The sequence below is a fragment of the Streptomyces sp. NPDC004284 genome (assembly GCF_042874035.1).
Taxonomy (GTDB): domain Bacteria; phylum Actinomycetota; class Actinomycetes; order Streptomycetales; family Streptomycetaceae; genus Streptomyces.
Window position 1 is genome coordinate 230,552 of sequence record NZ_JBIAMJ010000005.1, and the last position, 20,763, is coordinate 251,314.

Here is a 20,763-nt window from a genome sequence, read left to right on the forward strand (position 1 = left end):
TGGCTGCTGCCGCCTGCCTCCGATGGGCAAAGATCACGCACAGTGATCGTGTAGCGGTGCACTCGGGCGTATTGCGAGCTACTCGTGGGCGCACGGTGACAGCCAGGCGATGTCCCGCCATCTACGAATCATTTCTGGAGCCCCCGAGTGAGCAAGCGCACCTTCCAGCCGAACAACCGTCGTCGCGCGAAGACCCACGGCTTCCGCCTGCGCATGCGCACCCGTGCCGGCCGCGCCATCCTGGCGAACCGCCGTGCCAAGGGTCGCGCGAGCCTGTCCGCCTGATCCACTTAAACAGGTCATGACGTGCTGCCTACCGAGAATCGGCTGAGGCGGCGCGAGGACTTCGCAACCGCGGTACGCCGAGGGCGCCGGGCTGGTCGCCCGCTCCTCGTCGTCCACCTGCGCAGCAGTGCAACGGACCCGCACGCGCCTGGGGAGAGCGCTCCCCCGACGCGTGCGGGTTTCGTCGTGAGCAAGGCCGTGGGCGGTGCGGTCGTACGCAACCAGGTGAAGCGACGCCTGCGCCATCTCGTCCGCGACCGCATCGACGAGCTGCCCCCCGGTAGCCTGGTGGTCGTACGGGCGTTGCCCGGAGCCGGCGACGCCGACCACGCACAGCTGGCCCGAGACCTGGACGCCGCTCTCCAGCGGCTGCTGGGAGGGGGCACGCGATGAAGTACCCGCTGCTGGCTCTCATCAAGCTGTACCAGTGGACGATCAGCCCTCTCCTGGGCCCCGTCTGCCGGTACTACCCGTCGTGTTCCCACTACGGATTCACGGCCATCGACCGGCATGGCGCGATCAAGGGCACGGCCCTGACCGCCTGGCGGATCCTGCGGTGCAACCCGTGGTCGCCCGGCGGTGTGGATCACGTCCCCCCGCGCAAGCGCCCCCGCTGGCACGAGATGCTGCGGAACGCGCTGCGCGGCGACAAGGGCGGGTTCCCCGCCGAGACGAGCCCGGCCGCCGAGACCTCGCCCAATGCTCAAGGAGCCTGATTAGTGGACACGATTGCCAGTCTGTTCAGCTTCATCACCTGGCCCGTTTCCTGGGTCATCGTCCAGTTCCACAAGATGTACGGGGCGATCTTCGGTCCTGACACGGGCTGGGCCTGGGGTCTCTCCATCGTGTCCCTCGTGGTGCTGATCCGCATCTGCCTGATCCCGCTCTTCGTGAAGCAGATCAAGTCGACGCGGAACATGCAGGCGCTCCAGCCGAAGATGAAGGCGATCCAGGAGCGCTACAAGAGCGACAAGCAGCGTCAGTCCGAAGAGATGATGAAGCTGTACAAGGAGACGGGCACCAACCCGCTCTCCTCGTGCCTTCCCATCCTGGCGCAGTCGCCGTTCTTCTTCGCGCTGTACCACGTGCTGTCGGCCATCGCCAACGGCCAGACCATCGGCGTCATCAACCAGTCGCTGCTGGAGAGCGCCCGTCAGGCCCACATCTTCGGTGCCCCGCTGGCCGCCAAGTTCACGAACAGCGCCGCCGAGGTCGAGGCTCTCGGTGCCTCGATCACCGATGTGCGCATCGTCACCGCGGTCATGATCATCATGATGTCGGCCTCGCAGTTCTTCACCCAGCGCCAGCTGATGATGAAGAACGTCGACCTCTCCGTGAAGACGCCGTACATGCAGCAGCAGAAGATGCTCATGTACATCTTCCCGCTGATCTTCGCCGGCATGGGCATCAACTTCCCCGTCGGTGTCCTCGTCTACTGGCTGACCACCAACGTGTGGACCATGGGCCAGCAGATGTACGTGATCAACCAGAACCCGACGCCGGGCAGCAAGGCCCAGGACGCCTACCTGCAGCGCCTGCTCAAGAGCGTCACGCAGCACGGTGAGGTCCGCGGCCGCCGCCGGAAGAACATCGTCAAGGTGATCGTCGCCAAGGGCGGCGACCGCAACGAGAACGAGCGCCGCTTCTTCACGGGCCTCTCCAAGGCCGGCTTCGCCGCCCAGGCCGACGGCACCGTGATCAAGGGCGACACCCTCGTGGTCGAGGCCGAGGGCGGTGCCGCCGCCAAGCGCCAGCAGCCCAAGCGCCAGACCAAGGCGCAGCGCCAGGCCTCCGCGGCCCCGCAGTCCCCGGCGAAGGACACCGAGGCCGACGAGTCGGCGGAGACCACCGAGGAGAGCGTCTCGGACACCGAGCCGAAGACCTCGCTGGAGAAGAAGCCGGAGACCCCCGCCAAGGGCGGCACGCAGGGTCAGTCCTCCGGCCGCAGCCGCGCCAGCTCGGGCGGCAACCGCCAGCGCAAGGGCCAGCAGCGGCCCAAGCACCCGTCCTCCAAGAAGTAAGCCCTCCCAGAAGCAAGAAGGAGTCCATCCGTGACGGAAGGCACCACCTCCGCCGCCGCCGAGGGTGGCGACACCCTGACCCGCCTGGAGCAGGAGGGTGAGATCGCGGCCGACTACCTCGAAGGCCTGCTCGACATCGCCGATCTCGACGGCGACATCGACATGGACGTCGAGGCGGACCGGGCCGCGGTCTCGATCATCAGCGACTCCGGCAGCCGCGACCTGCAGAAGCTCGTGGGCCGCGACGGCGAGGTCCTGGAGGCGCTCCAGGAGCTGACGCGCCTTGCCGTGCACCGCGAGACCGGTGACCGCAGCCGACTGATGCTCGACATCGCCGGCTTCCGGGCCAAGAAGCGCGCCGAGCTCGCCGAGCTGGGCGCCAAGGCCGCGGCCGAGGTGAAGGCCAACGGCCAGCCGGTCAAGCTGGACCCGATGACGCCGTTCGAGCGCAAGGTCGTGCACGACGCGATCGCCGCCGCCGGTCTGCGCAGCGAGTCCGAGGGCGAGGAGCCGCAGCGCTTCGTCGTCGTGCTCCCGGCCTGAACCCTCACGTAGTCTCGGCCCCGTCTGTTCGCAGGCGGGGCCGATCTTTGTCAGCCTTGATAGTCAGCCACCACAGTGCGCTCGCACGCGAGGCGTGCGGTACGGAAGGACGGTTCCCGTGACGGAGGCAGCGGAGCTCCCCGAGGTGCCGGAGCAGGCGCTCCCCGAAGCGCCGGAGCAGGCGCGGACAGTCTTCGGTGAGTACTTCCCGGAGGCCGTGCGGTACGCGGAGCTGCTCGCGGACGCGGGTGTGAAGCGTGGTCTGATCGGCCCGCGCGAGGTCCCGCGTCTCTGGGAGCGTCACCTGCTGAACTGTGCCGTCCTCTCGGAGGTCGTCCCCGAGGGCGTCACCGTCTGCGATGTGGGCTCGGGCGCCGGTCTGCCCGGCATCCCGTTGGCTCTGGTCCGGCCCGACCTGAAGATCACCCTTCTGGAGCCGCTCCTGCGCAGGACGAACTTCCTCCAGGAGGTCGTCGAGCTGCTCGGCCTCGACCACGTGACCGTGGTCCGGGGGCGCGCGGAGGAGATGCTCGGCAAGATCACGCCCGTGCACGTGGTGACCGCCCGCGCGGTGGCGCCGCTCGACCGGCTGGCCGGCTGGGGCGTCCCCCTGCTGCGTCCGTACGGAGAGATGCTGGCGCTCAAGGGCGATACCGCGCAGGAGGAGATCGACGGTGCTCGCGCCGCGCTCTCCCGGCTCGGTGTGGTGGAGGCCTCGGTTCTGCAGGTGGGTGAGGGGATCGTCGATCCGATGACCACGGTCGTCCGGGTGGAGGTCGGCGAGAGCCCCGGCGGTGTGCGGTTCGCGGCCAAGCGGGCCAAGGCCGCCCGCACCAGCAAGACCCGTCGGCGCCGCTGAGCGCCTGATACGTACCATTTCGGAGTGTCGAACGGTCCCGGCCGGGCGGCAGCGGCATGGTGTTTCACGTGAAACGTCGCTCACTGCTGCAGGGGATCATCAGCCGCGGTCGCGCGGCTGCCACGCCCCGGGACCGTAGGCCCCGTGTGAAGCCACTCGCGAGGGTTACGGAGTTGTCCACAGAGGTGGATTCACCCACAGAACCACCGGCCTCGCTGGTTCACGACACCGAAAGCATGGCAGGCTCTCCTCATCGCGAGCCTGAAGCCGAGGAGAGTGAATCCTTGCGGTCCGACGCCAACATCGCGGGACCGATGACCGATCCGGTCCCCGGTCCCCGAACCGAATCGGCGGGGGAGGATGTTTCACGTGAAACACCGCCCCCGATGGACGACACCCCCATCGGTCGTGCTGCCCAGCTGGCAGTAGAGGCACTGGGTCGTGCCGGTGAGGGACTTCCCCGCCCGGCCCGGACTCGTGTGATGGTGGTCGCCAACCAGAAGGGCGGCGTGGGCAAGACGACCACGACGGTCAACCTTGCCGCCTCCCTGGCGCTGCACGGTGCCCGGGTCCTGGTCATCGACCTGGACCCGCAGGGCAACGCCTCGACGGCACTGGGCATCGACCACCACGCCGAGGTCCCCTCGATCTACGACGTGCTGGTGGACAGCAAGCCGCTCTCCGACGTGGTGCAGCCGGTCAAGGACGTCGAGGGCCTCTTCTGCGCCCCCGCCACCATCGATCTCGCCGGCGCGGAGATCGAGCTGGTGTCGCTGGTGGCGCGTGAGAGCCGACTCCAGCGCGCGATCCAGGCCTATGAGCAGCCGCTGGACTACATCCTGATCGACTGCCCGCCCTCGCTCGGCCTCCTCACGGTCAACGCGATGGTGGCGGGCGCGGAGGTACTGATCCCGATCCAGTGCGAGTACTACGCGCTGGAGGGACTCGGGCAGCTCCTGCGGAACGTCGACCTGGTCCGCGGGCACCTCAACCCGGCGCTCCACGTCTCGACGATCCTGCTCACCATGTACGACGGCAGGACGAGGCTCGCCTCCCAGGTCGCCGAGGAGGTGCGCAGCCACTTCGCCGAGGAGGTGCTGCGGACCAGCATTCCGAGGTCCGTCCGCATCTCGGAGGCGCCGAGTTACGGGCAGACGGTCCTCACCTACGACCCGGGCTCCAGCGGCGCCCTGTCGTATCTCGAAGCGGCCCGTGAGATCGCCCTGCGGGGGGTCGCCGTGCACTACGACCCGCAGCACGCCCATGTAGGGCACCAGAACAACCAGCGCAGCATGTCGGAGGGGATCCAGTGAGTGAGCGACGTAGGGGATTGGGGCGTGGGCTCGGTGCGCTGATTCCTGCTGCTCCCCAGGAACGACAGGTGGAGCGGGGGGTGGCCGCCGCGAAGCTGGCGACGCTGCCGCAGAGCCCGAAGGCCCCGGAGTCGTCGCCGACGTGGAACGAGCCCGCGCCGGTGGCCCTGCCGGAGCCTCCGGCAGGGGCCTACTTCACCGAGCTTCCGATCGATGCCATCGTTCCCAACCGGCATCAGCCCCGTGAGGTCTTCGACGAGGACGCCCTCGCGGAGCTCGTCACCTCCATCAAGGAGGTCGGCCTGCTCCAGCCCGTGGTCGTGCGCAAGGTCGAGGCCGACCGCTACGAGCTCGTCATGGGTGAGCGCCGTCTGCGGGCGTCGACGACGGCGGGCCTTGAGCGGATTCCGGCGATCGTCCGGGACACCGACGACGAGAAGATGCTCCTGGACGCGCTCCTGGAGAACCTGCACCGGTCCCAGCTGAACGCGATCGAAGAGGCCCACGCCTACGAGCAGCTGCTCAAGGACTTCGGCTGCACCCACGACCAGCTCGCGGAGCGGATCGGACGTTCCCGCCCGCAGATCTCCAACACGCTGCGTCTGCTGCGCCTCTCCCTGCCGGTGCAGCGCCGGGTCGCCGCCGGCGTGCTCTCCGCCGGACACGCACGGGCCCTGCTCGGCGTGGAGGACCAGGACGCCCAGGACAAGCTGGCGTACCGGATCGTCTCCGAAGGCCTCTCGGTGCGCAGCGTCGAGGAGATCGTGAGTCTCATGGGCTCCGAGGAGTCCGCGTCCACGGTCAAGCCGAAGGGGCCGCGGGCCGGTGCCCGTGTCTCGCCCGCGCTCACGGACCTCGCTTCCCGGCTCTCGGACCGCTTCGAGACCCGGGTGAAGGTCGACCTGGGGCAGAAGAAGGGCAAGATCGTCGTCGAGTTCGCCTCGATGGAGGACCTGGAGCGGATCCTCTCGACCCTGGCTCCCGGTGAGGGAAGGGTCCTGGACCAGAAGAAGGCCGAGGGCTGATCCCCTCTCCCCCTGAGGCCGCCGAGGGCGGGCCGTGCTCCGGTCTTCACCGGAACGCGGCCCGCCCTTTGCTCATGAGCGGTATCGCCCCGATCGCCCGATCGATACGATTCCGAAAGGCGTATCCGTGCTCGATGGCGAGGGAAACGAGGAGCAGCCGTGGGGCGTCGGCTCGTACCGCTCACGCTGGACAACCTTCCGGATCTCCCCAAGCGGTGTCGCTCCTGTGTGTTCTGGGAGCTCGACCCGGTCAGTGGTGAGGCGGCCGTGAAGGCGGGGCGCCCGGAGGTGGAGAAGGAGGCCTGGATCTCGGCCGTTCTCCTGGAGTGGGGTTCCTGCGGCCGGGTGGTCTATGTCGACGAGGTGCCGGTCGGTTACGTCCTCTACGCTCCCCCGGCCTATGTGCCGCGTTCGACGGCCTTTCCCACGAGCCCCGTGGCGGCGGACGCCGTCCAGCTGATGACGGCGTGGATCATGCCGGGCTATCAGGGGCAGGGCCTGGGGCGGGTGATGGTGCAGACCGTGGCCAAGGACGTGATGAGGCGGGGCTTCAAGGCGATCGAGGCGTTCGGGGACGCCCGGTGGAAGGAGCCGGCCTGTGTGCTGCCGGCCGACCATCTCCTCGCGGTGGGCTTCAAGACCGTTCGTCCGCACCATGCCTTTCCCCGGCTGAGGCTGGAGCTCAGGACGACGCTCTCCTGGAAGGAGGACGTCGAGATGGCCCTGGACCGTCTGCTCGGCGCCGTGCAGAAGGAGCCCGCGCTCCGGCCGCTCTAGGCGCGCGGAGAACGAGAACGGCCCGCCCCCTGTCGGGGACGGGCCGTTTCACGTGAAACAGAGGAGCATCAGCCCGCGACGAAGGGCTCCAGGTCGCGCAGGATGGCCGCCTTCGGCTTGGCGCCGACGATGGTCTTCACGACCTCGCCACCCTGGTAGACGTTGAGCGTCGGGATCGACATGACGCCGTACTTGGCAGCCGTGGCCGGGTTCTCGTCGATGTTGAGCTTCACGACCTCGATCTCGCCGTGCTCGGCGGCGATGGCCTCCAGCGACGGGGCGATCTGACGGCACGGGCCGCACCAGGCCGCCCAGAAGTCCACCAGGACGGGCTTGTCGCTGTTGAGGACGACCTCGTCGAAGTCTGCGTCGGTCACGTTCTTCAGGGCGCCGGCCACGGCGACCTCCTTCTTTCGCGGGGTGTGGGGTGGGGAGGGACGGGGGTCAGACCGCGGGGGTCTCGGCCAGCTTCTCGCTGTCGGCGAGGGCGGCCAGGAAGCGCTCGGCGTCCAGCGCGGCGGAGCAGCCGGTGCCGGCGGCCGTGATGGCCTGACGGTAGGTGTGGTCGACGACGTCACCGGCGCCGAAGACACCCGTGAGGTTCGTGCGGGTCGAGGGGGCGGCGACCTTGAGGTAGCCCTCCTCGTCCAGGTCCAGCTGGCCCTTGAAGAGCTCGGTCCGGGGGTCGTGGCCGACGGCGATGAAGAGGCCGGTGACGGGGAGCTCGCGGGTCTCGCCGGTCTTCGTGTCGCGCAGGGTCAGACCGCTGAGCTTCTGCTCGCCGTGGATCGTGGTGACCTCGCTGTCCCAGGCGAAGGAGATCTTCGGGTCGGCGAAGGCGCGCTCCTGCATGGCCTTGGAGGCGCGCAGGGTGTCCCGGCGGTGGACGATCGTGACGGACTTGGCGAAGCGCGAGAGGAAGGTGGCCTCCTCGATCGCGGTGTCGCCGCCGCCGACGACGGCGATGTCCTGGTCCTTGAAGAAGAAGCCGTCGCAGGTGGCGCACCAGGAGACACCGCGGCCGGAGAGCACGTCCTCGTTGGGGAGGCCGAGCTTGCGGTGCTGGGAGCCGGTGGTGACGATGACGGCCTTGGCGCGGTGCACGGTGCCGGCGGTGTCGGTGACGGTCTTGATGTCACCGGTCAGGTCGACGGCGACGACGTCGTCCGGGACCAGCTCGGCGCCGAAGCGCTCGGCCTGGGCCCGCATGTTGTCCATGAGGTCCGGGCCCATGATGCCGTCACGGAAACCGGGGAAGTTCTCGACCTCGGTGGTGTTCATCAGCGCGCCACCGGCGGTGACGGCACCTTCGAAGACCAGGGGGTTCAGCGACGCTCGGGCCGTGTAGAGCGCAGCGGTGTAACCCGCGGGCCCGGAGCCGATGATGATCACGTTACGGACGTCGCTCACGGGTTTCTTCCTCGTCTCTGCAGACTGCCACTGCCTACGGGGGCGGTTGTCTCGGTCGCTCTCACCCCACCCAACGGATCCTAAGGGGCGTGCATTCCCGAGACCGCCGCGCGGCACCGTGGCCGGGCAGGGAGAGAGGTCAGGAGCGAGGGTACGTCTGACTGAGCAGGACCTCGGCGGCCGGGTTTCCGCTTCCCGTGGGCCGTTCGGCACAGGAGGCGTCGAGCACATAGGCCTGGACCCGTGTGCCGTCCTCCGGATCGGTCATGACGAGCAGATAGGCGGGTGTTCCCCGGTACTCCCCCCGCTCGTAGCCGAGCACCGCCTCGCTGCGGCCGGTGCCGGCCAGCACACAGCCGGGGACGGCACTGTTCCCCGTACTACGGGAGGCGTCGCCACCGGTCTCGGTGGACATGGACTCGGGCCCGACCCCCTGGGCGGTCTTGGGAGCGCGACTCTCGGCCAGCAGGGCGTGGACGCGGTCCTCGACGGGTGCGCCGGAGAAGGGGCTGAGGGGCGCGCTCGCGAGCGTGTCGGCCTTCTCGGCGCCGTGGTCCGCCGTGCTCCCGGCGGTCACATCGCCCACCTGGCTGAGGTACAGGCTCGTGCCGAGCACCACGGCTCCGAAGGCGGCGCCGATCGCGGAGAGCAGTGCGATCCGGCGACGGCGGGGCCTGCCGGGGCGACCGGGGCCGGTACCCGCCCGAGGGCGTCCGGCAGGACGGTCCGTGGCCGGGGAGGGGTGCGTGGTCTCGCCCGGGGAGCGCGATGTTTCACGTGAAACAGGGGTGTCGCTCTCCGGAGAGGTGGCGTCGAGGAGGGCTTCGGCGGCCAGGGCGGCGTCGATCCGTCCGGCGATCTCGGCGGGCATGCGGGGCGGTCCGGGCAGGGTGCCGAGGAGGCCCCGGATCTCCTCCAGGGAGGCCCTCACGTCCGCGCAGAGGGGACAGCCGTCCAGGTGCCGTCGTACGGCCGCCGAGCGGGTCGGTGAGAGCAGCCCCTCGGTCAGATCGGAGATCTCCGAGACGTCCGGGTGCTGTGTGGTGTCGGCCCTGCCGGCCGTGGAAGTCACGTGCGCCCACCTCCGCCCTTCACAGCAGCTGGATCTGTCGGTCCGGTATCCGTCGGCCCCGGCACCGGTGGGACGGATGTCCCCGGCGTCCGGTTCCTTCCCCCTTCGGTGGCCTCGTTACCCACGGTGTCGACGCGCAGATGAGTGACCATCGGAAGGAGGCGTGCCCGCCCGCGCGCGCAGCGGCTCTTCACGGTCCCGGTCGGGACGCCGAGAATACGGGCCGCCTCCGCGACCGGGTATCCCTGCATGTCGACCAGGACGAGCGCGGCCCGCTGGTCCTCCGGAATCGAGGCGAGCGCGACCAGGAGCTGCCGGTGGAGGTCCTGGCGCTCCACGGGCGCCTCGGCCGACTCGTGCGGGTCGAGGAGCTGCTCGAAGCGGTCGGTGTCGTCGACGGGCGAGGTCCTGCGGGAGGCGGTCTTGCGGGCCCGGTCGAGACAGGCGTTCACCGTGATGCGGTGCAGCCAGGTCGTGACGGCCGACTGGCCACGGAAGGTGTGCGCGGCCCGAAAGGCGGAGATCAGCGCGTCCTGCACCGCGTCAGCGGCCTCCTCGCGGTCCCCCAGCGTCCGCAGCGCCACCGCCCACAACCGATCCCGATGCCGCCGAACGAGCTCACCGAAGGCGTCCGGGTCTCCGGCGACATGGCGGGCGAGGAGTTCCTCGTCCGCCGCCGTCCGGGGGTCGTCAGCCGGAGGCGCCACGGTTCCCCTCCTCGATCGGCAGCCGTGCAGGCATTCAATCCGGTCCGTGCCCGGAAGTAAATGAGCGCCGAGCTGGGCTCGGCGCTCATGGAGGGTGCGAGGTGGTGCCTACGGGGCGGTGCCCTGGAAGGACACGTTCGTGATGGCCTGCTTGTAGCCGGGGCCGAAGTACTGGTCACCGCCGGCGTACGGCGCGGAGGTCAGCCAGAGGAGCACGTAACGCGTCTTGACCGGCGTCTTCGTCTCCGGCTTCGCCGTCGTGTCCGAGGTCTCGACCGTGGCGATCCGCTTCATCGACTCCACGGAACCCGAGGGGTTCAGCGAGTCCGTCGCGTACAGGGTGATCGCGGTCTGCGGGCCGCCGTAGCGGAGCGCTATGGACGCCGACGTCACGTTCTGCTCGCTGCCCAGGTCGTAGACGATGCCGACGCCCTGCTTGTAGGGGGCGAGGACGGGGCCGTCCTGGAACGTCCTGGTGCGCCAGTACGTGGAGCTGTCGGTGTCGTACGTGTTGGCGACCTCGCTCGCGTCCTGCGCCCTGCCGTCGGGGGCGTACTCCTCGGCCCCCTGGATGGCGAGCGGCTTCGGCGGCTTGGGCTTCTCGTCGTCGAGCGTCGGCTGGACGGTGGGCGTCTTGTCGGTGCTCTTCGGCTGGAGCAGCCGGTCCGCGATCTGCCAGCTGCCGAGGCCGAGGGCGGCGATGAGGAGGGCCGAGACGGCCCACTTCATCGCGCGGCCCGTGCGGCTCTGGAGCGGGGGCGGCGGGACGACGACCGGCTGGGTGATCACGGGACGCGGCTGGGGGCGGCCGTAGGTGCCCTGCTGGTACGTCGTCTGCTGGTACTCGGGCGGGGGCGTGAACTCCGGCTCCGGCGGCCTGACGCGCGGCATCGCCGCCACGGCCTTGGCCAGCTCGTCCGGAGTGGTGCAGGGCGGCTCCTGCCGCGAGGCGGTGGCCCCGTCGTTGGCGAGGGCGCGCATGGCGATCTCGGAGAGGCCGCGGTGGACGCCGGCACGGACCTGGTCCGGCGGCAGCAGCCCGACGCCCTTGGGCAGCCCGGAGAGCCCATGGGCGTCGCTGTCGTACGGCCAGCGCTGGGTGAGCGCGGCGTACAGCAGGGCGCCGATGGCCTCGGTGTCGGTGCGCTGCGGACGCTCGGCGGTGATGCCGCGCAGGGCGGCGTTCACGGCCAGGCCTCGGATCCGGTACTGGCCGGTGGAGCTGCGCAGGACCGCGCTCGGGGTGAGCCGGAGGTGGGCGAGGCCCTCGCGGTGGGCGGCGGCCATGGCCTGGGAGACCTGGCTGACGAGCTGGTAGGCGTCATGGGGCTCCAGCGGGCCGGTCGCGAGCAGCGCGGTGAGCTCGGTGGAGTCCGGCAGCCACTCGTGCACCACGTACACGAGGTCGTTCTCCTCGACGGCGTCGAGGACCTGGACGAACCGGGGGTCGCCGAGGAGGGCCGAGGAGCGGGCCGCGGCCAGGACCGACCGGGCCCGGGGGTGGTCGGCCGGCAGCAGGTGGACCCCGACCGCACGGCGCAGTTTCTCGTCGACGGCACGCCAGCTGCTGAAGCCGTCCAGACGGGTGACGCACTCCTCCAGCCGGTAGCGTCTGGCCAGTTTGTGGCCGCTGTGCAGTTCGGGTGCCGTGATGGAGGGCTGCTCGCCGCTCTTTCGTTCGACCGCCTTGCTCTCCGTGGGCTCGGCGGTCTTCTCCGCCGTCTTCTGCTCTTCCGCCACCCCGTCGGTCGCGGCCGTGTCCGCCTTGGCGGTCAGCGGGTCGTCACCGCTGTTGTCGGCCACGTCGACGGCAGCCGTGCTACGTTCCGCCACCGTCGTTCCTGCCTCCCCATCCGTTGCGCCACATCCAACAGCCAAGCCAATTGTGCCCACAGTCGGACGCTATGCACGACACGCGATCCCCGCCGATGGTTGTGCGGGACCGCCGGTTCAGCGTCCCAGACGTCCGCGGACCATGCCGACCAGGGTGTTCAGTTCCGTGATCCGCATGCGCTTCGCCGCGACGAAGAAGACGCCGAGGAGGGCAGCCCCGCCGACCAGCAGGGCGACGAGCGAGCCCATGGCGCCCTCGCCGAGCAGCTTCAGCAGGCCGAAACCGACGGCGCCGGCGACGATCGCCGCGGGCACGGAGGCCATGCAGAGCCGCGCGTAGGTCCGCATCACGTGGGTGCCGTCCAGATCGCCGCCCAGGCGCTTGCTGAGCCGGCGCCACGCGATGCCGACGCCGACGGCGTAGGCGAGTCCGTACGAGGCGGCCATGCCGACGACGGCCCACTGGGCGGGCAGCACGACGTAGCAGACCGCCGAGGCGGCCGCGTTGACGGCGGCGACGATCACCGTGTTGTAGAAGGGCGTCCGGGTGTCCTCGTAGGCGTAGAAGCCGCGGAGCACGACGTACTGGACGGAGTAGGGGATCAGGCCGAGGCCGAAGGCCATCAGGATGAAGCCCATGCCCTGGGCGGCCTCGATGCCGCTGGAGGCGTAGAGCAGGGTGCACATCGGGACGCCGAGCGCCAGGAAGGCGAAGGAGACCGGGACGATGGCGACGGCCGAGTTCCGCAGGCCCTGCGAGATGTCGTCCCGGACGGCGCCGGGGTCGTCGTCGTGGGCGGCGCGGGAGATCCGCGGCAGCAGCGCGGCCATGACGGAGACCGTGATGATGGCCTGCGGCATGCCCCAGATCAGCTGGGCGTTGGAGTACGCGAGGAAGCCTGCACCGTTCTTCCCGGACTCCTCACCGGCGGCGGTGGCGAGCTGGGTGACGACCAGGACGCCCGCCTGGTTGGCGAGGACGAAGAGGACGGTCCACTTGGCCAGCTTGACCGTCTTGCCGAGCCCGTGGCCCTTCCAGTCGAAGCGGGGCCGGAAGCGGAAGCCCGTCTCGCGCAGGTACGGGATCATGGCGAGCGCCTGGACCACGAGGCCGAGCAGGGTGCCGATGCCGAGCAGGCGGATGCCCTCGTCCGGGATGGTCTGCACGCCCATGTGGGACTCGGCGGAGGTGCCGTAGACCCAGATGAACAGGCCGAAGGTGACGATCATGACGATGTTGTTGAGGACCGGGGTCCACATCATCGCGCCGAACTTGCCGCGGGCGTTCAGGATCTGGCCCATCACCACGTGCACGCCCATGAAGAAGATCGTGGGCAGGCAGTAGCGGGCGAAGGTCACGGCCACGCTGTTGGCCGCGGCGTCGTCGGCGATGGTGTTCGACATCAGCCGGATCAGCAGCGGTGCGGCGAAGACGGCCAGGGCCACGATGAGGCCGAGCGCCACCATGACCAGGGTGAGCAGACGGTTCGCGTAGGCCTCGCCGCCGTCCTCGTCGTTCTTCATCGAGCGGACGAGCTGGGGGACGAAGACCGAGTTGAGGCCGCCGCCGACGGTGAGGATGTAGATCATCGTCGGCAGGGTGTAGGCGATGGTGAAGGTGTCACCGAGCAGGGCCGCGCCGAGCGCACCGGTGATCACCAGGCTGCGGACGAAGCCGGTCAGCCGGGAGACCAGGGTGCCGGCCGCCATCACGGCGCTCGACTTCAGCAGCCCGGAGGCACGGCCGCCCTTCTTGGGAGCGGGCGCGGGCAGCGGGTCCGGCTCCGGGGCGGGCTGGGGCACCTGGCCGGAGGCCTGCTGGTCCCGGTAGAGGTGCGCGAACGCGTCCGGCTCGGGCGTCTCCTCGCCGGCCCGGGTCACCAGGTCGTCGACCCCGGTGAACTGGACCGTGCGCGCGTCGTCGCCGTACGGCAGGTGGCGCGAGGGACCGTCCGGCTCGGGCGCCGGGGTCTGCGCCCACACCCGGGGGTCGGGAGCGTGCTGCGGCGCGGCCGGCTGCTGGTAGAGCGCGTGGGGGTCCTGGTAGGTGCCGGGCGGGGGCGGCGGGTGCGCGGCGCGGTCGTAGAGCGCCTCGGTCACCGGGTCCTGCGCGGACAGGTCCTGGGCCTGGTACGGGTCGCGGGCGTAGGCGTCCTGGACGTACGGGTCCTGGACATAGGGGTCCTGGGCGTACGGGCTCTGCGCGTAGGGGTCCTGCCCCTGCGCGCCAGGGGCGCCCTGCTGCGGGGACGGCACCGGCGGGTGGCCGGCACCGGGAGGCGCCGCGGGCGTCCCACCGGACGGCGCCGGGCCGCCCGCGCCCTGGCCGCGGTCACCGTCGTACGGCGCGTTCATGGTTACCCCACCTCATCGTCCCCGGCCGACCGGCCACGACATCGCTCAACGGTCCACTTTCTCACCCGGGCCCGACGGGTCGCCGCTTTCGGGCCCGGTGTCCGCCGTCGGGTCACTCGGCTGCCCGGGTTCGGCCCCGTCGGATTCCGCTTCGCCGGAGGCATCCTCGCCGGACTCCGCCGTGGCGTCGTCCTCGGGGGTCTCGTCCGACTCGGCGGCCTCGGCCTCGGCGGCTTCCGCTTCGGCGTTCCGGGCCGCCACCCGCTTGCGCTGGCTGTACATGCGGACACCGGCGAGGACGAGGAGCAGGACACCGCCGGCGATCACGAGCATCACCGTGGGAGTGATCTCGGAGACCTTCACGACGAAGTTCATCGGCTGCCCGTACGGGGTGCCGTCCTGGGTGTAGAGCTGGGCCGTCATCGGCACCTGGCCGTTGACGTTGGCCGAGGCGGTGAACTTCACCGACTGGCTGTGCCCGCCGCCGACCTTCACCGGGAGCTCGGCATACCGCTCGCCGTTCAGCTCCAGCCGGTTCTTGTTGCCGGAGGTCAGGCGCAGCTTCAGGTTGTCCACGCCCTGGAGCAGCTTGTTCTGGACGGTCACGGGGATCGTCGCGCTGCGGCCGGAGAGCGTGAGGTCCGACTTGTCGACCAGCTGGACGCCCTTGGTGAGGGTCTGCAGATAGTCCAGGACGTTGTTCCGGTAGATCGCGGCCGCCCGGGCCTCGCCCCGCCAGGAGGTCGACATCTCGCGGTTGATCGCGTTGCCGAACGGCGTCACGACGCGTTCCGGCTGGGTCAGGATGATCTTGAAGTCGTCCAGCTCGTCCCGCGTGGTCTTCATGTCGCGGAAGGCCTGCACCGGGAGCTCCCGGTCACGCAGCTGCTTCGGGTAGCGGGAGCGGCTCGGCACCGTGGTGGAGGCGTCCGGGTCCGGCTTGGCCGCGGCGGCCGCCAGGAGGTCGCTGGGCTGGGTCCAGCGCCGCCCGGAGAGTCCCTCCAGGGCGGTCGCCATGGACTGGGCCTGGGCGACGCTCGGCATCCGCTGCGGGGCGACCACGATGCTGCGCTGGTCCTCCGGCTGCTCCAGGGTGACCGCGAGCGACTGGGCGAGGAACTCCTGGACCGCGAGCGTGGAGCTCTCCGCGCGGACCATGTCCCCCTCGAAGGCGGTGGACAGGAGCGCGTCGCTCACCACGGCCGTGGTGCTGCCGTTGCCGAGCGGGCGGGCGGCCGTGGGCGTGTAGGGGAGGTCGTCGCGGACGCTGTCGCTGCGGGCGATCACCTTGTCGGCGCCGGCCGAGGTCGCGACCGCCACGATGGAGGGGTCCACGGCTCCGTCGGCGGGCCAGGCGAAGTCGGTGGACGCCTGGACGTGCAGGACGGTCTCGACCGTCATGCCCGCCAGGGCGGTCGCCGACTGGAGGTGTCCGAGGGAGCCCGGCACGTCCTTGCCCCGGTGGGCCAGGGAGGCCAGGTCGGGGTCGGCGAAGGGAAGGGCGACGACCTTGTTCCCCTGGACCGCCTTCTCCAGCGCGTCCAGCCACCTCTCGGCGACGGCCTGGTTCTTGCCGGGGACGTCCCGGTCGCCGTCCTTGACGCGGTAGCCGTTCGCCATGGCGTCGACGGAGGCCAGCAGGTCCGGGTCGACGACCCAGGTGACCGGAAGGTCCTTGCCCAGCGAGACCAGCTGGTCCAGGCGCCCGCCCGGACGCAGCTCGGCCGCCAGGCTGTCGTCCTCGAAGACCGGGGTCTGCTGGTCGTCCGTGGCCGTCTGCGCCGAGACGTGCGCCGAGGAGATCAGCGGCCAGAGATAGGTGAGCTGGGTCTTCTTCTCGGCGGCCTCGGGCTGGTACGGCAGGAAGGTCCGCTCGATGCCGAGCACCCGGTCGTACTGCTTGTCCGAGGTCTGCCCGGTGAGGGAGACGCCCAGCTGGTAGACGCCCTCCTGGTCCAGCCCGAGGTCGGAGACGGGGACGGACAGGGAGAAGTCCGTGCTGAGGCCGGCGCCCAGCCGGGGGATCTTGACGGTGGGGGCGTCTTCGAGGGGGGCGGGGTCGCTGTCGTTCCGGAAGCCGGTGCGGCCCGTGACCTGCTCGATCTCGCTGCGGCTGGTCATCCTCGGCCCGACGCGCAGGTTCACGGTCGCGTCGGTGACGGTCTTCTTGCCCCGGTTGGTCACCGTGCCGGTGACGGTGACGGTGTCCCCCTCGACGGGTGCGCTCGGGGACAGCGTGTCGAGCGACACATCGACGGTCCTGGAGCCGGTGGCGTCCTGGGCGGCGGTCGCCGGGGAGGCGACGGCCGGGACCTGGAGCAGGCCGAGGAGGAGTGGTACCCCGAAGGCGGCGGTGATCGTGCGCCGCAGCCATCGGCGGGCAGGTGAGGGACCGGTTCCCTGGATGTCTGCCGCCTCGGCCACGCGTTCGCCCGTCCTCGTCGTTGTCTCTGGTGCCAGTGGTGTCGGTGGTTCCCGGTTGCTGTGTCCAGGCATGGTAACGAGGCACGCTGGGGGCAAGTGCCGGGGAGTGCTCCAGCCGGAAACGGGAGCGTCGTGGTGAGCCGGGGCACGTACCCTTTTCTGTTGTGCCGAACGCCAACGAAGACACCCCGACTGCACTGAGCCAGGTGCAACGCCGCGCGGTCAGTGAACTGCTGCGTGTGTCCCCTGTCGCCGACGACCTCGCCCGCCGTTTCCAGGAGGCCGGGTTCAGCCTCGCGCTGGTCGGCGGCTCGGTGCGGGACGCCCTGCTCGGCCGGCTCGGCAACGACCTGGACTTCACCACCGACGCCCGCCCCGAGGACGTACTGAAGATCGTCCGTCCGTGGGCCGACGCCGTGTGGGAGGTCGGCATCGCCTTCGGGACCGTCGGCTCGCAGAAGGACGGCTACCAGATCGAGGTCACCACGTACCGCTCGGAGGCGTACGACCGGACCTCCCGGAAGCCCGAGGTCTCCTACGGCGACTCCATCGACGAGGACCTCGTCCGGCGTGACTTCACCGTCAACGCCATGGCCGTCGCCCTCCCCGAGAAGGAGTTCATCGACCCGTACGGCGGTCTTGAGGACCTCTCCGCCAGGGTGCTGCGCACGCCGGGTACGCCGGAGGAGTCCTTCTCCGACGACCCCCTGCGCATGATGCGGGCCGCGCGCTTCGCCGCTCAGCTGGACTTCGAGGTCGCCCCCGAGGTCGTCGCGGCCATGAAGGAGATGTCGGGCCGGATCGAGATCGTCTCCGCCGAGCGCGTCCGTGAGGAGCTCAACAAGCTGCTGCTCTCGGCACACCCCCGGAAGGGCCTCGGGCTCCTCGTGGACACGGGCCTCGCCGAGCACGTGCTGCCCGAGCTCCCTGCGCTGCGCCTGGAGAGCGATGAGCACCACCGGCACAAGGACGTCTACGAGCACTCGCTGACCGTGCTCGACCAGGCGATCGACCTGGAGGAGGACGGGCCCGACCTGGTGCTGCGCCTCGCCGCCCTGCTCCATGACATCGGCAAGCCGCGCACCCGCCGCTTCGAGAAGGACGGCCGGGTCTCGTTCCACCACCACGAGGTGGTCGGCGCGAAGATGACCAAGAAGCGCATGACCGCGCTCAAGTACTCCAACGAGATGATCAAGGACGTCTCGCGCCTCGTGGAGCTGCACCTGCGCTTCCACGGCTACGGGGACGGCGAGTGGACCGACTCGGCCGTACGGCGCTACGTCCGCGATGGCGGGCCGCTCCTCTCGCGGCTGCACAAGCTGACGCGCTCGGACTGCACCACGCGGAACAAGCGCAAGGCGGCAGCGCTCTCCCGGACCTACGACGGTCTCGAGGCCCGCATCGCCCAGCTCCAGGAGCAGGAGGAGCTGGACGCGATCCGTCCCGACCTCGACGGCAACCAGATCCAGGAGATCCTGGGCATCGGGCCGGGGCCGGCCATCGGTCAGGCGTACAAGTTCCTGCTGGAACTCCGGCTGGAGAACGGGCCGATGGAGCACGACCAGGCCGTCGCCGCGCTCAAGGAGTGGTGGGCGGCGCGCGACTGAGTCGGCCCGGCGCCCGGACGGGCCGATGTTTCACGTGAAACACGGGCCCGGTCGACGCTCTGGAAGGGGTGGTGTTTCACGTGAAACGTCACCCCTTCCGGCGTTCCCGGACCAGGGCCAGGGCGAGCGCGGCATAGATCGCGGCCACCAGCACGACGAGGAGGGGTGACCGGCCGTCGGGCGGAAGCATCAGCGCCGCGACGCCCGCCGCCCCCACGAAGGCGACGTTGAACAGCACGTCGTAGAGCGAGAAGACCCGGCCGCGATAGGAGTCGTCCACGGCCGTCTGGACCACCGTGTCCGTCGCGATCTTGGCCCCCTGGGTGATGAGCCCGAGGACGAAGGCGGCGATGAGGGAGGGGGTCGGGGTGAAGGTCAGGCCGAGCGCGGGCACGAGGACGGCGGCCGCGGCCGTGCACAGGGTCATCCAGCCGAAGGGCCCGAACCGTCCGATCGCCCAGGGGGAGAGGACGGCGGCCGCGAAGAAGCCGGCGCCCGACGCGGCGACGGCGAGTCCGAGGAGGCCGAGCCCCTCGGACTCCGTGGAGCTCCAGGCGTAGCGGCAGAGCATGAGCACGCTGACGAGCAGGGCGCCGTAACAGAAGCGCATGAGGGTCACCACGGTGAGCGCCCGGGCGGCGGGCCGGCGCTCGGCGAGGTGGCGCAGCCCCGCGGCCAGCCCCAGGGCCGTCGCCTTCAGGGCCGAGGCGAGGGCCGGCGGTACGGCGTCGGGATCGGGGCCGAGGAGTTCCCGGGACATCCGCAGGGAGGCGAGGGCGGCACAGAGATAGAGGACGGCGCCGAAGGCCACGACGACCGCGTCGGAGTTGTGGGCGATGAGCCGGACACCGAACGCGAGACCGCCGCCGATGGTCGCGGCGAGGGTGCCCGCGGTGGGCGAGAGCGAGTTCGCGACGACGAGCCGCTCCTCGTCGACGACGTGCGGGAGGGAGGCCGAGAGCCCTGCGAGGACGAACCGGTTGACGGCGGTGACGGAGAGGGCGGAGGCGTAGAAGAGCCAGTCCGGTACGGAGGCGAGGACGAGCAGGGCGGTCCCGCAGGCGAGCAGGGCGCGCAGGAGGTTTCCGTACAGGAAGACCTGGCGGCGCTGCCAGCGGTCGAGGAGCACTCCGGCGAAGGGCCCGACGAGGGAGTACGGGAGCAGGAGCACGGCCATGGCGGAGGCGATCGCGCCGGGGGAGGTCTGTTTCTCGGGGGAGAAGACGACGTACGTGGCCAGGGCCACCTGGTAGACGCCGTCGGCGCACTGGGAGAGCAGCCGTACGGCGAGCAGGCGGCGGAAGTTCGTCAGGCGCAGGAGTACGCGCAGATCACGTACGACGGGCATGGCAGCAAGACTCACATACGAAGAGGGCCCCCGGGCAGTGCCTCGGGGACCCTCGATCGACAAGCGTGCGGAGCTTTAGCGCTCGACCTCACCCTTGATGAACTTCTCGACGTTGGCCAGGGCCTCGTCGTCGAAGTACTGGACCGGCGGGGACTTCATGAAGTACGAGGAGGCGGAGAGGATCGGGCCGCCGATGCCGCGGTCCTTGGCGATCTTCGCGGCGCGCAGGGCGTCGATGATGACACCCGCCGAGTTCGGGGAGTCCCACACCTCGAGCTTGTACTCCAGGTTCAGCGGAACGTCACCGAAGGCGCGGCCCTCGAGGCGCACGTACGCCCACTTGCGGTCGTCCAGCCAGGCCACGTAGTCCGACGGGCCGATGTGGACGTTCTTCTCGCCCAGCTCGCGGTCCGGGATCTGCGAGGTGACGGCCTGGGTCTTGGAGATCTTCTTGGACTCCAGGCGCTCGCGCTCCAGCATGTTCTTGAAGTCCATGTTGCCGCCGACGTTGAGCTGCATCGTGCGCTCAAGACGGACACCGCGGTCCTCGAACAGCTTCGCCATCACGCGGTGCGTGATGGTGGCGCCGACCTGCGACTTGATGTCGTCGCCGACGATCGGGACGCCCGCCTCGGTGAACTTGTCCGCCCACTCCTTGGTGCCGGCGATGAAGACCGGAAGGGCGTTGACGAAGGCGACCTTGGCGTCGATGGCGCACTGGGCGTAGAACTTCGCCGCGTCCTCGGAGCCGACGGGCAGGTAGCAGATGAGGACGTCGACCTGGCGGTCCTTGAGGACCTGGACGACGTCGACGGGCTCCTCGGCGGACTCCTCGATGGTCTGGCGGTAGTACTTGCCGAGACCGTCGAGGGTGTGACCACGCTGGACCGTGACGCCCTTGTTCGGGACGTCGCAGATCTTGATGGTGTTGTTCTCGCTGGCACCGATGGCGTCGGAGAGGTCGAGGCCGACCTTCTTCGCGTCGACGTCGAAGGCGGCGACGAACTCGATGTCACGGACGTGGTAGTCGCCGAACTGGACGTGCATCAGGCCGGGCACCTTGGTCGCCGGGTCGGCGTCCTTGTAGTACTCGACGCCCTGCACCAGCGAGGCGGCGCAGTTGCCCACGCCGACGATGGCTACGCGAACCGAACCCATTCCGGTTGCTCCCTGTGTGATCGTGG

The 20,763-nt window shown here is 70.1% G+C and carries 19 protein-coding genes; 10 read left to right on the forward strand and 9 right to left on the reverse strand.

Annotated elements, in window-relative coordinates:
- Window positions 1-147: 147 nt before the first annotated feature.
- The 9 genes from rpmH to ACFYUS_RS15865 all read left to right on the forward strand — a co-directional run bounded on the left by rpmH (window position 148) and on the right by ACFYUS_RS15865 (window position 6,823).
- Window positions 148-285: a 50S ribosomal protein L34 gene (gene rpmH / locus ACFYUS_RS15825; RefSeq protein WP_015659252.1), complete on the forward strand. Its 138-nt coding sequence runs from the start codon at window positions 148-150 to the stop codon at window positions 283-285.
- Between the two features lie 21 nt (window positions 286-306).
- On the forward strand, window positions 307-678 hold the full coding sequence (gene rnpA / locus ACFYUS_RS15830; RefSeq protein ID WP_388851181.1) for a ribonuclease P protein component: 372 nt from the start codon (window positions 307-309) through the stop codon (window positions 676-678).
- Window positions 675-1,001, forward strand: a complete 327-nt coding sequence (yidD, locus tag ACFYUS_RS15835) for a membrane protein insertion efficiency factor YidD (RefSeq protein ID WP_388851184.1) — start codon at window positions 675-677, stop codon at window positions 999-1,001. Before rnpA ends, yidD begins: the two co-directional genes overlap by 4 nt.
- Before the next feature lie 3 nt (window positions 1,002-1,004).
- Window positions 1,005-2,306 (forward strand): membrane protein insertase YidC, encoded by a 1,302-nt coding sequence (yidC, locus tag ACFYUS_RS15840; protein ID WP_388851187.1) that lies wholly within the window; start codon window positions 1,005-1,007, stop codon window positions 2,304-2,306.
- 30 nt (window positions 2,307-2,336) lie between these two features.
- Window positions 2,337-2,849 carry a protein jag gene (locus ACFYUS_RS15845; RefSeq protein ID WP_388851190.1) on the forward strand — a complete coding sequence of 171 codons (513 nt, stop codon included), beginning with the start codon at window positions 2,337-2,339 and terminating at the stop codon, window positions 2,847-2,849.
- Between the two features lie 94 nt (window positions 2,850-2,943).
- Window positions 2,944-3,708, forward strand: coding sequence for a 16S rRNA (guanine(527)-N(7))-methyltransferase RsmG (gene rsmG / locus ACFYUS_RS15850; RefSeq protein ID WP_388851193.1), 765 nt, complete (start codon window positions 2,944-2,946; stop codon window positions 3,706-3,708).
- Between the two features lie 236 nt (window positions 3,709-3,944).
- Window positions 3,945-5,021: a ParA family protein gene (locus tag ACFYUS_RS15855; protein ID WP_388851196.1), complete on the forward strand. Its 1,077-nt coding sequence runs from the start codon at window positions 3,945-3,947 to the stop codon at window positions 5,019-5,021.
- Window positions 5,018-6,046, forward strand: a complete 1,029-nt coding sequence (locus ACFYUS_RS15860) for a ParB/RepB/Spo0J family partition protein (RefSeq protein WP_388851200.1) — start codon at window positions 5,018-5,020, stop codon at window positions 6,044-6,046. The genes ACFYUS_RS15855 and ACFYUS_RS15860 overlap by 4 nt, the downstream gene beginning before the upstream one ends.
- A 159-nt stretch (window positions 6,047-6,205) precedes the next feature.
- The gene (locus ACFYUS_RS15865) at window positions 6,206-6,823 is read left to right on the forward strand and encodes a GNAT family N-acetyltransferase (RefSeq protein ID WP_388851202.1); all 618 of its coding nucleotides are present in this window, start codon (window positions 6,206-6,208) and stop codon (window positions 6,821-6,823) included.
- Between the two features lie 68 nt (window positions 6,824-6,891).
- Here ACFYUS_RS15865 and trxA read toward each other — a convergent pair whose 3' ends face one another.
- The 7 genes from trxA to ACFYUS_RS15900 all read right to left on the reverse strand — a co-directional run bounded on the left by trxA (window position 6,892) and on the right by ACFYUS_RS15900 (window position 16,624).
- Complete coding sequence (gene trxA, locus ACFYUS_RS15870) at window positions 6,892-7,221, reverse strand: thioredoxin (protein ID WP_388851205.1); 330 nt, start codon at window positions 7,219-7,221, stop codon at window positions 6,892-6,894.
- A gap of 46 nt (window positions 7,222-7,267) precedes the next feature.
- Window positions 7,268-8,233, reverse strand: coding sequence for a thioredoxin-disulfide reductase (gene trxB, locus ACFYUS_RS15875; RefSeq protein ID WP_388851207.1), 966 nt, complete (start codon window positions 8,231-8,233; stop codon window positions 7,268-7,270).
- Between the two features lie 139 nt (window positions 8,234-8,372).
- Window positions 8,373-9,305, reverse strand: coding sequence for an anti-sigma factor family protein (locus ACFYUS_RS15880; RefSeq protein ID WP_388851210.1), 933 nt, complete (start codon window positions 9,303-9,305; stop codon window positions 8,373-8,375).
- Window positions 9,302-10,012: an RNA polymerase sigma factor SigM gene (gene sigM, locus ACFYUS_RS15885; RefSeq protein WP_388851213.1), complete on the reverse strand. Its 711-nt coding sequence runs from the start codon at window positions 10,010-10,012 to the stop codon at window positions 9,302-9,304. The genes ACFYUS_RS15880 and sigM overlap by 4 nt, the downstream gene beginning before the upstream one ends.
- 108 nt (window positions 10,013-10,120) lie before the next feature.
- Window positions 10,121-11,845, reverse strand: a complete 1,725-nt coding sequence (locus ACFYUS_RS15890; protein WP_388851216.1) for a protein kinase family protein — start codon at window positions 11,843-11,845, stop codon at window positions 10,121-10,123.
- Between the two features lie 117 nt (window positions 11,846-11,962).
- On the reverse strand, window positions 11,963-14,200 hold the full coding sequence (gene murJ / locus ACFYUS_RS15895; protein ID WP_388851219.1) for a murein biosynthesis integral membrane protein MurJ: 2,238 nt from the start codon (window positions 14,198-14,200) through the stop codon (window positions 11,963-11,965).
- A 45-nt stretch (window positions 14,201-14,245) separates the two neighbouring features.
- The gene (locus ACFYUS_RS15900) at window positions 14,246-16,624 is read right to left on the reverse strand and encodes a DUF6049 family protein (RefSeq protein ID WP_388851222.1); all 2,379 of its coding nucleotides are present in this window, start codon (window positions 16,622-16,624) and stop codon (window positions 14,246-14,248) included.
- Between the two features lie 164 nt (window positions 16,625-16,788).
- Here ACFYUS_RS15900 and ACFYUS_RS15905 point away from each other — a divergent pair, with 164 nt between their 5' ends.
- On the forward strand, window positions 16,789-18,231 hold the full coding sequence (locus tag ACFYUS_RS15905; RefSeq protein ID WP_388851225.1) for a CCA tRNA nucleotidyltransferase: 1,443 nt from the start codon (window positions 16,789-16,791) through the stop codon (window positions 18,229-18,231).
- Window positions 18,232-18,319: 88 nt separating this feature from the next.
- Here ACFYUS_RS15905 and ACFYUS_RS15910 read toward each other — a convergent pair whose 3' ends face one another.
- Both ACFYUS_RS15910 and ACFYUS_RS15915 read right to left on the reverse strand, forming a co-directional pair.
- Window positions 18,320-19,579, reverse strand: coding sequence for an MFS transporter (locus ACFYUS_RS15910; protein ID WP_388851228.1), 1,260 nt, complete (start codon window positions 19,577-19,579; stop codon window positions 18,320-18,322).
- 75 nt (window positions 19,580-19,654) lie between these two features.
- Complete coding sequence (locus ACFYUS_RS15915) at window positions 19,655-20,737, reverse strand: inositol-3-phosphate synthase (RefSeq protein ID WP_388851231.1); 1,083 nt, start codon at window positions 20,735-20,737, stop codon at window positions 19,655-19,657.
- Window positions 20,738-20,763 lie beyond the last annotated feature (26 nt).